Source organism: Mycobacterium sp. NGS40 (assembly GCF_059812735.1).
The window spans coordinates 521,835-533,636 of record NZ_JCALDG010000001.1; the positions used below are offsets into that span (position 1 = coordinate 521,835).

Genomic DNA, 11,802 nt, shown 5'->3' on the forward strand with positions numbered 1-11,802 from the left:
AGACGCCGCCTACCCTGACATAGTGCTCACCGAGTTGGTCGATCTGCCCGGCGGCGCCTTCCGGATGGGGTCGACGAGCTTCTACCCCGAAGAGGCGCCGATTCACACCGTGACGGTGAGCTCGTTCGCGGTGGAACGGCACCCGGTGACAAACGCCCAGTTTGCCGAATTCGTCTCTGCCACAGGCTATGTCACGGTCGCCGAGCAGCCGATCGATCCCCGGCTGTACCCCGGTATCGATCCCGGCGAGCTCAGCGCCGGAGCGATGGTTTTCCGTCCCACGCCGGGCCCGGTCGACCTGCGCGACTGGCGGCAGTGGTGGGTGTGGGTGCCGGGCGCGAGCTGGAAGCACCCGTTCGGACCGGACAGCGATGTCGCGGACCGGGCCGATCATCCGGTCGTTCAGGTGGCGTATCCGGACGCCGCCGCCTACGCGCGCTGGGCCGGGCGGCGGCTGCCGACGGAGGCGGAATGGGAGTATGCGGCCCGCGGCGGCAGCGCGACCACCTACGCGTGGGGCGAGGAGCCCAAGCCCGGCGGGCAACTGATGGCCAACACGTGGCAGGGCAATTTTCCGTACCGCAACGACGGAGCGCTGGGCTGGGTGGGCACGTCGCCGGTGAGGGCGTTTCCGCCGAACGGGTTCGGCCTGCACGACATGATCGGCAACGTCTGGGAGTGGACCGCCACCGAGTTTTCCGCGCACCATCGGCTCGATCAGCCCGCGAAGGCGTGTTGCACCCCCTCAGGGCCCGCCGACCCAGCCGTCAGCCAGGCGCTGAAGGGCGGCTCGCACCTGTGCGCGCCGGAGTACTGCCACCGCTACCGTCCGGCCGCCCGGTCGCCGCAATCGCAGGACACCGCCACCACTCACATCGGCTTTCGCTGCGTGGCAGACCCCGGATCCGTCGCCGAGCATGAACGACGGCTTTCGGGCAGGTGACAGTAGTCCCTGGGGCGTCAGGTTTTGTTGCGCGGGCGGTGTGGATGTTCGCTACCATCTGCCCGTGTCACCCCGTCAAGCTGGACTTCGCCAGCGAGTTGCCGGCCGGGACCGATGACGACCGAAACGCCGACAGAGGCGCCTTCGGAGGAACCATCGGCGAAGAAGTCGGGCCCGCTCAGCTATCTGAACCGGCACCGCCCGCGCCTGTCACTGGGTGCCTTCATTCTGGCCGTGGTGGTCGGCGTCTACGTCCTCTCGCTGTTCGGTGTCCACTACTTGCAGCGCTCGGAAGGACCGCTTCCGCCGCTGGACCTCAGTGAGGGTGGCGGCAACGACACGATCGTGCAGTTGCGTCTGGACGACTTCAAAACCACGTCCAATCGTCTCAAGGTGGATGTCCTGGTCTATCCCCCGGACACGCTGTACGACAAGCGATTCGACGTGCTGAACACCGACGTCGCGGTGCGCCTGTATCCGACGAACGACCTCGGCGATCTGCAGTTCCCGAAAGGCAAGGCGCCGGCACAGGTCGAAACCACCATCGAGGCCCACGGCGATCCGGCCAACTGGCCGCTCGACACCTACAGAACCGAGAAGATCTCCGCCGATACCTTCGTCGGCTCCGGTGACGATCGCAGAAAACTACCCGCTCGCGTCGAGGTGACCGGGGGGTTGGACGGCTGGGATGTGACCGTCAGCCGTGACGACGAGACCAGCAAAGTGAACTCGCGTGGCCTCGACGACGCTCAGCTGGTCATCACGATGAAGCGGGCCAAGGGCCCGCTGGTCTTCGACATCTTCATCTGCATCGTGCTCGTCACACTGCCGATCTTGGGCTTGTCGGTGGCCATTCCGATGGTGATGGGTCGCAGAAAGTTCGTGCCGCCGTTCGGGACGTGGTACGCCGCGATGCTGTTCGCGATCGTCCCGCTGCGAAATATCCTGCCGGGGTCCCCACCCCCGGGTTCGTGGATCGACCAGGCCGTCGTGCAGTGGGTGCTGATCGCGCTGGTGGTGGCGATGAGTTTGTACATCGCGGCCTGGATCCGGCAGGGCGACTGACGCCGGCGCGATTCGGCCAGCCAGGAATTTGGCGCTGAGCAGGTCTTCACCTAGACTCTAGGGGTTGCCTTGGGCAGACCTCGGCCGGTGCGTGCGAACGTCACGGGCCCCGCGTGCCCTTCGGCGACAAAGACCGCGCACGTCAGGTTTGTGGTGGGCCTTGCTTTCTCGAGGTTTACCGAGGTGTTCTCCTGCCGTGCACACGTGAACTCAGTCAGGAGATCGGGTGATTCAGCAGGAATCGCGACTCAAGGTCGCCGACAACACGGGTGCCAAGGAGATCTTGTGCATCCGGGTGCTCGGCGGCTCGTCGCGACGTTACGCCGGCATCGGTGACGTCATCGTCGCCACCGTCAAGGACGCCATCCCGGGTGGCAACGTCAAGCGCGGTGACGTCGTCAAGGCCGTCGTGGTGCGCACCGTCAAGGAGCGCAGGCGTCCCGACGGCAGCTACATCAAGTTCGACGAGAACGCCGCGGTAATCATCAAGCCCGACAACGACCCGCGCGGAACCCGCATCTTCGGGCCCGTCGGACGCGAACTGCGCGAGAAGCGATTCATGAAGATCATCTCGCTGGCCCCGGAGGTTTTGTAGATGAAGGTCAAGAAGGACGACACCGTCCTGGTGATCGCGGGCAAGGACAAGGGCGCCAAAGGCAAAGTGCTGAAGGTTTACCCGGAGCGCGACCGCGTGCTGGTCGAGGGTGTCAACGCGATCAAGAAGCACACCGCTGTTTCGACCAACCAGCGCGGCGCCCGCTCGGGCGGAATCGTCACCCAGGAAGCGCCCATTCACATCTCCAACGTGATGGTGGTCGACTCCGACGGCAAGCCGACCCGGGTCGGCTACCGGGTCGACGAGGAGACCGGTAAGCGCGTCCGTATCGCCAAGACCAACGGCAAGGACATCTAAGGTGACCACCACAGAGAAAGTGCAGCCGCGCCTGAAAGAGCGCTACCGCAACGAAATTCGCGATGCGTTGCACAAGGAATTCAACTACGGCAACGTGATGCAGATCCCGACCGTGACCAAGGTCGTCGTCAACATGGGCGTCGGCGACGCCGCCCGGGACGCCAAACTGATCAACGGCGCGGTCAGCGACCTGGCCCTGATCACCGGCCAGCGGCCCGAAATCCGCAAGGCCCGCAAGTCCATCGCGCAGTTCAAGTTGCGCGAGGGCATGCCGATCGGCGCGCGGGTCACCCTGCGGGGCGACCGGATGTGGGAGTTCCTCGACCGGCTCACTTCCATTGCGCTGCCGCGTATTCGTGACTTCCGCGGGCTTTCGCCCAAGCAGTTCGACGGCGTCGGCAACTACACCTTCGGACTGGCCGAGCAGTCGGTGTTCCACGAGATCGACGTGGACAAGATCGACCGGGTTCGCGGTATGGACATCAACGTCGTCACTTCGGCGACGAACGACGACGAAGGACGGGCGCTGTTGCGGGCTCTCGGCTTTCCGTTCAAGGAGAACTGAGTAGATGGCTAAGAAGGCACTGGTTAACAAGGCCAACGCCAAACCGCGCTTCGCGGTGCGTGGCTACACCCGCTGCAACAAGTGCGGACGTCCGCGTGCGGTTTACCGCAAGTTCGGGCTGTGCAGGATCTGCCTGCGCGAAATGGCGCACGCGGGCGAACTGCCCGGCGTGCAGAAGAGCAGCTGGTAACAGGCACAGGACGAGAGACCAACCCAGAACAGGTGCGCGACAGGCCCCTAACGGGAACCATCGCGAGGAAGGTTACAGACGCTGTCATGACAATGACGGACCCGATCGCAGACTTTTTGACACGTCTGCGCAACGCCAATTCGGCGTATCACGACGAGGTGACGTTGCCTCACTCCAAGATCAAGGCCAACATCGCCCAGATCCTCAAGAGCGAGGGATACATCAGCGACTTCCGGACCGAAGATGCTCGGGTCGGCAAGGCGCTGGTCGTTCAGCTCAAGTACGGACCCAGCCGGGAACGCAGCATTGCCGGCCTGCGCCGGGTCTCCAAGCCCGGTCTGCGGGTGTACGCGAAATCCACCAACTTGCCGCGCGTGCTCGGCGGGCTGGGCGTGGCGATCATCTCGACGTCGTCAGGTCTGCTCACCGACCGTCAGGCAGCCAGACAAGGCGTGGGCGGCGAAGTCCTCGCGTACGTGTGGTGAGGGGGTAACCATGTCGCGCATTGGTAAGAAGCCGATTCCGGTTCCCGCCGGAGTCGACGTAACGATCGACGGCCAGAAGGTCTCGGTCAAGGGACCCAAGGGCAGCCTGGACCTGACCGTTGCCGAGCCGATCACGGTGGTTCGCAGCGAAGACGGTGCGATCGTGGTCAACCGTCCGGACGACGAGCGGGAAAACCGCTCGCTGCACGGGCTTTCGCGCACGCTGGTGTCCAACCTGGTCACCGGCGTGACCGAGGGCTACACCACCAAGATGGAGATTTTCGGGGTCGGCTACCGGGTGCAGCTCAAGGGCCGCAACCTCGAGTTCGCGCTGGGATACAGCCATCCCGTGTTGATCGAGGCGCCCGAGGGCATCACGTTCGCGGTGGAGACGCCGACGAAGTTCAGCGTCACCGGGATCGACAAGCAGAAAGTCGGCCAGATTTCGGCGAACATCCGCCGCCTGCGCCGTCCCGACCCGTACAAGGGCAAGGGCGTGCGCTACGAGGGTGAGCAGGTCCGCCGCAAGGTCGGAAAGACAGGTAAGTAGCCATGGCGAAAACACAGGCTGAAACGCAAAAGCCGGTGGGCAAGAACATCTCCGCGACTCGCCGCGTCGCGCGGCTGCGCAGGCACGCCCGGCTGCGCAAGAAGATCTCCGGCACCTCGGAGCGTCCGCGGCTGGTGGTGAACCGGTCGGCGCGACACATTCACGTGCAGCTGGTCAACGACCTCACCGGCACCACGGTGGCGGCCGCGTCGTCCATCGAGTCCGATGTTCGCGGACTCGACGGCGACAAGAAGGCCCACAGTGTGCGGGTCGGCCAATTGATCGCCGAGCGCGCCAAGGCCGCCGGCATCGACAGCGTGGTGTTCGACCGTGGCGGTTACAGCTACGGCGGACGGATCGCCGCGCTGGCGGACGCCGCGCGCGAGAACGGATTGAAATTCTGATGACAACTGGAAGGACCGCATAATGGCGGAGCAGTCCGCTGGGGGGCAAGGCGCCCCGGACAGCCGTGACGGCCGCGATTCCCGCGACTCCCGTGACGGGCGGGGTCGGCGCGACGGCGGCGGTGGCCGCGGCCGCGACCGTGACCGTGACGGAGACAAGAGCAACTACCTGGAGCGGGTCGTCGCGATCAACCGTGTTTCGAAGGTGGTCAAGGGCGGACGGCGCTTCAGCTTCACCGCTCTGGTCATCGTGGGTGACGGCGCCGGCATGGTCGGCGTCGGCTACGGCAAGGCCAAGGAAGTTCCGGCCGCGATCGCCAAGGGCGTGGAAGAGGCGCGCAAGGGCTTCTTCCGGGTCCCGCTGATCGGCGGGACCATCACTCACCCGGTGCAGGGCGAGGCGGCCGCGGGTGTGGTGCTGCTGCGCCCGGCCAGCCCCGGTACCGGTGTGATCGCCGGCGGCGCCGCGCGCGCCGTGCTGGAATGCGCTGGGGTGCACGACATCCTGGCCAAGTCGCTGGGCAGTGACAACGCGATCAACGTGGTGCACGCCACGGTGGCCGCGCTCAAGCTGTTGCAGCGCCCGGAGGAGGTGGCCGCTCGCCGCGGCCTGCCGATCGAGGATGTCGCCCCGGCCGGAATGCTGAAGGCGCGACGGGAAAGTGAAGCGCTGGCCGCCAGTGCAGCGCGTGAAGGAACGGCACAGCAATGAGCCAGCTGAAAATCACCCAGGTGCGCGGCATCATCGGGGCGCGCTGGAAGCAGCGCGAATCCCTGCGCACCCTCGGGCTGCGAAAGATTCGCCAGTCGGTGGTCCGCGAGGACAACGCAGCGACCCGCGGGCTGATCGCGAAGGTGAGCCACCTGGTTGAGGTGGAGGAGACTAAATGACCATCAAACTGCACGACCTGAAGCCGGCCCCCGGGTCGAAGACGGCGCGCACCCGCGTTGGCCGCGGTGAGGGCTCGAAGGGCAAGACCGCTGGCCGCGGTACCAAGGGCACCAAGGCACGTAAGAACGTGCCGGTGACCTTCGAGGGTGGTCAGATGCCTATCCACATGCGACTGCCCAAGCTCAAGGGATTCAAGAACCGGTTCCGTACCGAGTACGAGATCGTCAACGTCGGTGACATCAGCCGGCTATTCCCTGAGGGCGGTGCCATCGGCGTCGCCGAACTGGTCGCCAAGGGCGCGGTTCGCAAGAACTCGTTGGTGAAGGTCCTCGGCGACGGCGACCTGGCCGTCAAGGTCGACGTCTCCGCGCACAAGTTCAGCGGCAGCGCCCGCGAGAAGATCACCGCCGCGGGCGGCTCGGCCACCGAGGTCTCTTAGTCCGCGGACTCCGCATCCATCAATGCGGACGCCGTGGTGAGCGCGGAATCTAGTACTGCGCTTCGGTTTTCGCTCTGCTCGGGCATGCCGCGCGAGATCAGGACCGATCCGACCATCAAGGCGACGATGCTCCATGCCCGTCGCCGGCGGTCGGACTCTTCTCCGTCGAGTAATTCGGCGATCCGGTCGATCAGCGCGGCCATCTTGCGCTCATAGGCCTTTTTGACGGGCGGTTCAGCGCGAGATACGTCCGCGCTCAACGCGGGCATCACGCACCCGCCCGCCACATCGTTGCTGTGATCGGTGTTCATGTATTCGCGGAGAAACGCGATCATCTGGGCCCGCGCCTCGTCGGGGGTCATCGCGCCGGTGTCGGTGACGAACGGTTCACCCAGCCCCGCCTCGATGACGGCCTCGAGAATCGCCGTCTTGTTCGGGAAGTTCGAATAGAACGCGCCCGACGTGACGCCCGCGGCGGCGGCCAGTCCGTCGACGCCGATGCCGTTGAATCCGCTCGTCTTGAGCGAGCGGGTGCCGGCCCGCACGAGTGCGTCACGCGCCCGTGCCTTCTGATCTGGCGGGTATCTCACGGATCCTCCCTTCGGGTTGACACTCAGCCCATTATAGGATAACGTCCGTTACGATAACGATCGTTATTCAATAAATCCAGTGGGAGGCACTCCGATGGTCAGCACGCAGGCGAAAGAGTTCGCCGACTTCTTTGGCGCCCTGAGCGCGCGGTCCGCCAACCCCAACTTCGACTTGGACACGGTGCGCGACGTGATCGAGACGATGCATCTGGCGACCAAGGAACCCGAGGGCGTGACCTACGCCGAAGTGGACGCCGGCGGAGTCGAGGCGCTGTGGTGCATCCCCGTCGACAGTGACCCGGACCGGGTGTTGCTGCACGGCCACATGGGCGGCACCGTCGTCGCGTCCATGCACTCCGACCGCAAGGCCGCGGCGCACATCGCGAAGGCGGCGGGCGCGCGATCCCTGGTGCTCAACTTCCGGCGTTCACCCGAACACAAATTCCCCGCCCAGGTCGATGATGTCCGCACCGCCTACAACTGGTTGCTGCAGCAGGGTTATCGGCCGGAAAACATTGCCAGCGTTGGCCATTCGATCGGCGGCAACTTCGCGGTCGGCCTGGCGATCGCGCTGCGCGACGAAGGAGCAGCACTGCCGGGTGCGATCGTGTCGATCTCCCCGTGGGTCGACCTGACGATGACGAACGGGACCTACGAGAGCAATGCCGAACGCGACCGGCTGCTGTCGCGTCCACTCGGGGAGTTCTTCCGGTCATGCTGGCTGGACGACACCGGGGTCGGTTTCGACGACCCCCGGGTGAGTCTGCTTGCCGCGGACCTGTCGGGACTGCCGCCGACCGCGGTGTTCTGGGGCGGCGACGAAGTGCTGGCGGGTGAGGATGCCGAGTTCGCCCGCCGCCTCGAAGCGGCCGGAAACGACGTCTTGGTGGGCGAAGTCGAGGGTGGTCAGCACTCCTTCATCATCGGCGCGGGCTGGGTGCCCGAGACCGACGACGCGATCGCCGAGATCGGTGCCTGGCTGCGGAAGAAGCTTGGCCGCTGACTAACCGAGCTGCGGAATCACTTCCGCGGCAAGGCGTTCCATCTGCTCGCGGTTCTCCGCGACGTCGGCGCCCAGGGGATTGAGCAACAGGGTCTGGGCGCCGGCGTCGAGCACCTCTTGGAGCCCACGGACGACGTCATCGGGCGTTCCGGACACCGGAACCGCCTCGATGCCGGATATCACGCCGCTGTAGGTGCGCTCCAGCCCGTCGAGCACCCGCTCGCGGGCACGTGCGGCGTCGTCGTCGACCATCAGATATACGCGCTTGCTGATCGGAAAGTGGGCCGGGTCCTTCTGCTGTTCGTCGAGTTCGCGGCGCACGATCGGGACGGCTTCGGCGAAGGCTTCGGTGGGCGACGCGCCCGGGCCCATGTAGGCGTCCCCGTGGCGCACCGCCCGGGCCAAGGCCTTGGGGGCCATCCCGCCGAACCAGATCGGCGGGTGCGGACGCTGCACCGGCTTGGGTTGGAACGGCAGGTCGGCGACGTCACGGAACCGGCCGTGGAAGTTCACTGTCGGCTCGTCGGACCATGCCGCCTTCATCAGGGTCAGGCCCTCGGTGAAATACGAGATGAACGTGTCCTTTTCGACGCCGAACGCCGCGAGTGTGGGCCCGCCGCGCCCCGGTGCGACACCGATGTCCAGCCGGCCGTGACTGATGCGGTCGACCGTGGCCACCGCCGAAGCCAGCTGCAGGGGTTCGTGCTGGGACGTCACCAGCACGGCCACCCCCAGCCGCAGTCGCTCGGTGAAAGCCGCGCAGTACGACAGCAGCTCCAGCGGTGCCAGCAGCGGCCCGCGGCCGATGGTTTGCTCGAGCGTCCAGATTCCTTCGAATCCCAGTTCTTCGGCGCGCATCACATAGGAGCGCATCCCCTCGGTGTCGAAGACGTCGTAGTCGAACTGCGGGATGGCGATCGAGAACCTCACGAACTCACCCTACGGGCGTCGATCGGTACGCTGCAGAGCATGTTCGCCTTTCTGCCTCCGCTGCCCGGTGTCGACGACGTGCGTGCCCTGGCCGGGCGCGTCGATACGGCTCGTCACCACGGTGTCCCCAATGGCTGCGTGCTGGAATTCAACCTGCGTTCGGTGCCGCCCGAGACGGCGGGATTCGACCCGATGGCGTTCGTCACCGGGGCGGAGCGGCCGATAACCCTGCGCCAGGCGGTCGCCGCGATCCACCGCGCCGCCGAGGACTCCCGGGTGGCCGGGCTGATCGCGCGCGTGCAACTGGCGGCCGCACCGCCCGCCGCGGTCCAGGAGCTGCGCGAGGCGATCGCCGCGTTCAGCGCGGTCAAGCCATCGCTGGCCTGGGCCGAAACCTACCCGGGGACGTTGTCCTACTACCTGGCTTCGGCGTTCAGCGAGGTCTGGATGCAGCCGTCGGGCAGCGTCGGGCTGATCGGCTTCGCGAGCAACGCGACCTTCTTGCGCACCGCGCTGGACAAGGCGGGGATCGAGGCCGAGTTCGTCGCCAGAGGCGAATACAAGTCGGCGGCAAACGTTTTCACCGAAGAGGGGTTTACCGAAGCCCATCGCGAAGCGGTCACCCGAATGCTGGCAAGTCTGCAGGACCAGGTGTGGCACGGGATCGCCGAGTCACGCAAGATCGACGCGGCAGGGCTCGACGCCCTGGCCGACCGGGCCCCGCTGCTGCGTGATGACGCGGTGTCCTCCGGTCTGGTCGACCGGATCGGCTTCCGTGATCAGGCTCACGCGCGAATCGCGGAATTGATTGGCGTGGAAGGTGTTTCGGCTGCCGAAGATGACCCCGAGGCTGACCCGGAAAAGCTGGCGCCGCGGCTCAATCTGACGCGTTATTCCGCCGCGTCCCGGTCACGGCTGGTGCCGCCGGCGCCGCCGATTCCCGGCCGCCGCCCCAAGCCCACGTTCGCCGTGATCACGCTGCAGGGGCCGATCGTCAACGGGCGCGGCGGCCCGCAGTTCCTGCCGTTCGGCAACTCCAGTGCCGGCGCCGACACGATCGCGGTGGCCCTGCGGGAGGCCGCGCGCGACGATTCGGTAGCGGCGATCGTGCTGCGGATCGACAGCCCCGGCGGTTCGGTCACCGCGTCGGAGACCATCTGGCGCGAGGTCGCGCGGGCCCGCGAACGCGGCAAGCCGGTAGTGGCATCGATGGGCTCGGTCGCCGCGTCCGGCGGTTACTACGCCGCGATGGCCGCCGACGCGATCGTCGCCAGTCCGGCCACGATCACCGGTTCGATCGGTGTGATCACCGGGAAGCTGGTGTTTCGCGATCTCAAGGAGCGCTTCGGAGTGTCCTCGGATGCGGTGCGCACCAACGCCAATGCCGACGCGTGGTCGACCGATGTGCCCTTCACCGCGCAGCAGCGGGCCGACCGAGAGGCCGAGGCTGACCTGATCTACGACGACTTCGTGCAGCGGGTGGCCGACGGTCGCAACCTGACCACCGAGGCCGTCAACGCGGTGGCCCAGGGGCGGGTCTGGACCGGAGCCGATGCACTCGAACGCGGCCTGGTCGACGAACTCGGCGGCTTGGGCACCGCGGTGCGCCGCGCCAAGGTCCTGGCCGGCCTGGACGAGGACGCCGATGTGCGGATCGCCAACTTCCCGGGATCCTCGTTGCTTGCGCTGGTACGCCCCCGGGCGTCCTCGCAGCCGGCCGCCGCATCGCTGCCGGAGGCGCTGGGCGCACTGCTCGGCCGCACGGTTGCCGCGGTGGTGGAGAACCTCGAGCAGGCGGTCAGCGGTGCCAGCGTGTTGTGGCTGGGGGAGTCGCGCTTCTAGCTCGATGGAGGCGACCCTCCCCCGCAAGCGGGAGGTGCCCCCCACGCGCCCGGCTACGCCGCGCTTGCGATCGCCTCTAGCCGTCGAGCCGGCCGCTGATGAAGATGATCTCGCCGAGCGGGTCATCGTTTTCCGGCGGCGGCACCTCGAGGCCGTTTCGGCCGAACAACTCCGTGCGCGTGACGCCCTCGACGGTCCAGCCCTTAGTGCCCAGATAGTCGACGACGTGGTTGCGCTGCCCGGCGTACACCAGCGACGCCATGTCGATGTCGACGCCGTGCTCCCGGAAGGAGCCCGACATCTCGCGCACCCGATCGGCATCGAAATCCACGATGCCCGGGACGAATTCGGTGGCGATCGTGCTGCCCGGCACGGACAGGGCGGTGATGTTGTCGAACAACAGGTCCTGGGCTTCGGGCGGCAGGTAGATCAGCAGCCCCTCGGCCAGCCACGCGGTCGGCGTGGTGGCGTCGAACCCGGCGGCCCGAAGTGCGGCCGGCCAGTCCTGGCGCAGATCGATCGGAATGGTGCGCCGGATAGCGGTCGGCTTAGCCCCGATATCGGCCAAAGTGGTTGTCTTGAAATCGATTACCTGTGGCTGGTCGATTTCGTACACCACCGTCTCGGCGGGCCACGGCAACCGGTAGGCGCGCGAGTCCAACCCGGACGCGAGGATCACCACCTGGCGCACGCCGGCGGCGGTGGCGCTGAGCAAGTAGTCGTCGAAATACTTCGTACGCACCGCCATCCCGTCGACCATCGACCGCATGCGGATCGGCGTGGCGTTCTCGATGGCCGACAGGTCGAGCTCGCCGTCCATCATCTTGATGAAGAAATCCACCCCGACCGCGCGCACGAGTGGCTCGGCGAACGGATCGTTGATCAGACCGCGGGGATCCTTCGTCGCCATGGCGCGCCCGGTCGCGACCATGGTTGCGGTCGCGCCCACGCTGGACGCCAGATCCCAATTATCGTCGTGTGCGCGAGGCAT

The 11,802-nt window shown here is 66.5% G+C and carries 17 protein-coding genes; 14 read left to right on the forward strand and 3 right to left on the reverse strand.

The features are described 5' to 3' along the window. The first annotated feature begins 22 nt into the window (after window positions 1-22). The 12 genes from AC5Y5O_RS02610 (at window position 23) to rplO (ending at window position 6,446) form a co-directional block, all read left to right on the forward strand. Window positions 23-943 (forward strand): formylglycine-generating enzyme family protein, encoded by a 921-nt coding sequence (locus AC5Y5O_RS02610; RefSeq protein WP_500023582.1) that lies wholly within the window; start codon window positions 23-25, stop codon window positions 941-943. 114 nt (window positions 944-1,057) lie between these two features. After that, a complete protein-coding gene (locus tag AC5Y5O_RS02615; protein WP_500023584.1) occupies window positions 1,058-2,008 on the forward strand; it encodes a DUF4436 domain-containing protein in 951 nt (316 codons plus the stop codon). Window positions 2,009-2,234: 226 nt separating this feature from the next. Then, window positions 2,235-2,603, forward strand: a complete 369-nt coding sequence (gene rplN / locus AC5Y5O_RS02620; RefSeq protein WP_003403649.1) for a 50S ribosomal protein L14 — start codon at window positions 2,235-2,237, stop codon at window positions 2,601-2,603. Continuing rightward, window positions 2,604-2,921, forward strand: a complete 318-nt coding sequence (gene rplX, locus AC5Y5O_RS02625; RefSeq protein WP_096284795.1) for a 50S ribosomal protein L24 — start codon at window positions 2,604-2,606, stop codon at window positions 2,919-2,921. A gap of 1 nt (window position 2,922) precedes the next feature. Then, window positions 2,923-3,486 (forward strand): 50S ribosomal protein L5, encoded by a 564-nt coding sequence (rplE, locus tag AC5Y5O_RS02630; protein WP_096284797.1) that lies wholly within the window; start codon window positions 2,923-2,925, stop codon window positions 3,484-3,486. 4 nt (window positions 3,487-3,490) lie between these two features. Then, window positions 3,491-3,676, forward strand: a complete 186-nt coding sequence (locus tag AC5Y5O_RS02635) for a type Z 30S ribosomal protein S14 (protein WP_090600437.1) — start codon at window positions 3,491-3,493, stop codon at window positions 3,674-3,676. A gap of 86 nt (window positions 3,677-3,762) precedes the next feature. Further along, a complete protein-coding gene (rpsH, locus tag AC5Y5O_RS02640) occupies window positions 3,763-4,161 on the forward strand; it encodes a 30S ribosomal protein S8 (RefSeq protein ID WP_036466727.1) in 399 nt (132 codons plus the stop codon). Between the two features lie 10 nt (window positions 4,162-4,171). Then, the gene (gene rplF / locus AC5Y5O_RS02645) at window positions 4,172-4,711 is read left to right on the forward strand and encodes a 50S ribosomal protein L6 (RefSeq protein WP_096284799.1); all 540 of its coding nucleotides are present in this window, start codon (window positions 4,172-4,174) and stop codon (window positions 4,709-4,711) included. Between the two features lie 2 nt (window positions 4,712-4,713). Next, window positions 4,714-5,115, forward strand: a complete 402-nt coding sequence (gene rplR, locus AC5Y5O_RS02650) for a 50S ribosomal protein L18 (protein WP_096284801.1) — start codon at window positions 4,714-4,716, stop codon at window positions 5,113-5,115. A gap of 22 nt (window positions 5,116-5,137) precedes the next feature. Next, window positions 5,138-5,827 (forward strand): 30S ribosomal protein S5, encoded by a 690-nt coding sequence (gene rpsE, locus AC5Y5O_RS02655; RefSeq protein WP_096284803.1) that lies wholly within the window; start codon window positions 5,138-5,140, stop codon window positions 5,825-5,827. Then, window positions 5,824-6,006: a 50S ribosomal protein L30 gene (rpmD, locus tag AC5Y5O_RS02660; protein ID WP_096284805.1), complete on the forward strand. Its 183-nt coding sequence runs from the start codon at window positions 5,824-5,826 to the stop codon at window positions 6,004-6,006. Before rpsE ends, rpmD begins: the two co-directional genes overlap by 4 nt. Beyond that, on the forward strand, window positions 6,003-6,446 hold the full coding sequence (gene rplO, locus AC5Y5O_RS02665) for a 50S ribosomal protein L15 (RefSeq protein ID WP_096284807.1): 444 nt from the start codon (window positions 6,003-6,005) through the stop codon (window positions 6,444-6,446). The genes rpmD and rplO overlap by 4 nt, the downstream gene beginning before the upstream one ends. Here the strand turns inward: rplO and AC5Y5O_RS02670 are convergent. Continuing rightward, window positions 6,443-7,036 (reverse strand): TetR/AcrR family transcriptional regulator, encoded by a 594-nt coding sequence (locus AC5Y5O_RS02670; RefSeq protein ID WP_500023585.1) that lies wholly within the window; start codon window positions 7,034-7,036, stop codon window positions 6,443-6,445. The genes rplO and AC5Y5O_RS02670 overlap by 4 nt on opposite strands. Before the next feature lie 94 nt (window positions 7,037-7,130). On the opposite strand from AC5Y5O_RS02670, the gene AC5Y5O_RS02675 reads away from it, so the two are divergent. Next, a complete protein-coding gene (locus AC5Y5O_RS02675; protein WP_500023586.1) occupies window positions 7,131-8,039 on the forward strand; it encodes an alpha/beta hydrolase fold domain-containing protein in 909 nt (302 codons plus the stop codon). Here the strand turns inward: AC5Y5O_RS02675 and AC5Y5O_RS02680 are convergent, their stop codons facing one another. Next, complete coding sequence (locus tag AC5Y5O_RS02680; protein ID WP_096284813.1) at window positions 8,040-8,969, reverse strand: LLM class flavin-dependent oxidoreductase; 930 nt, start codon at window positions 8,967-8,969, stop codon at window positions 8,040-8,042. A 39-nt stretch (window positions 8,970-9,008) separates the two neighbouring features. Between AC5Y5O_RS02680 and sppA the strand changes: the two genes are divergently transcribed. Next, complete coding sequence (gene sppA / locus AC5Y5O_RS02685; RefSeq protein WP_500023588.1) at window positions 9,009-10,811, forward strand: signal peptide peptidase SppA; 1,803 nt, start codon at window positions 9,009-9,011, stop codon at window positions 10,809-10,811. A gap of 76 nt (window positions 10,812-10,887) precedes the next feature. On the opposite strand, the gene AC5Y5O_RS02690 is transcribed toward sppA, so the two are convergent. Next, complete coding sequence (locus AC5Y5O_RS02690; RefSeq protein ID WP_500023590.1) at window positions 10,888-11,802, reverse strand: class I SAM-dependent methyltransferase; 915 nt, start codon at window positions 11,800-11,802, stop codon at window positions 10,888-10,890.

Excerpts from the sequence above, each read along its gene's own strand:
- AC5Y5O_RS02615 (WP_500023584.1), top strand. The coding sequence starts at position 1,058 with ATGACGACCGAAACGCCGACAGAGGCGCCTTCGGAGGAACCATCGGCG.
- rplX (WP_096284795.1), top strand. The coding sequence starts at position 2,604 with ATGAAGGTCAAGAAGGACGACACCGTCCTGGTGATCGCGGGCAAGGAC.
- AC5Y5O_RS02635 (WP_090600437.1), top strand. The coding sequence starts at position 3,491 with ATGGCTAAGAAGGCACTGGTTAACAAGGCCAACGCCAAACCGCGCTTC.
- rpsH (WP_036466727.1), top strand. The coding sequence starts at position 3,763 with ATGACAATGACGGACCCGATCGCAGACTTTTTGACACGTCTGCGCAAC.
- rplF (WP_096284799.1), top strand. The coding sequence starts at position 4,172 with ATGTCGCGCATTGGTAAGAAGCCGATTCCGGTTCCCGCCGGAGTCGAC.
- rplR (WP_096284801.1), top strand. The coding sequence starts at position 4,714 with ATGGCGAAAACACAGGCTGAAACGCAAAAGCCGGTGGGCAAGAACATC.
- rpsE (WP_096284803.1), top strand. The coding sequence starts at position 5,138 with ATGGCGGAGCAGTCCGCTGGGGGGCAAGGCGCCCCGGACAGCCGTGAC.
- rpmD (WP_096284805.1), top strand. The coding sequence starts at position 5,824 with ATGAGCCAGCTGAAAATCACCCAGGTGCGCGGCATCATCGGGGCGCGC.
- rplO (WP_096284807.1), top strand. The coding sequence starts at position 6,003 with ATGACCATCAAACTGCACGACCTGAAGCCGGCCCCCGGGTCGAAGACG.
- AC5Y5O_RS02675 (WP_500023586.1), top strand. The coding sequence starts at position 7,131 with ATGGTCAGCACGCAGGCGAAAGAGTTCGCCGACTTCTTTGGCGCCCTG.
- sppA (WP_500023588.1), top strand. The coding sequence starts at position 9,009 with ATGTTCGCCTTTCTGCCTCCGCTGCCCGGTGTCGACGACGTGCGTGCC.
- AC5Y5O_RS02690 (WP_500023590.1), bottom strand. The coding sequence starts at position 11,802 with ATGCCTCGCGCACACGACGATAATTGGGATCTGGCGTCCAGCGTGGGC.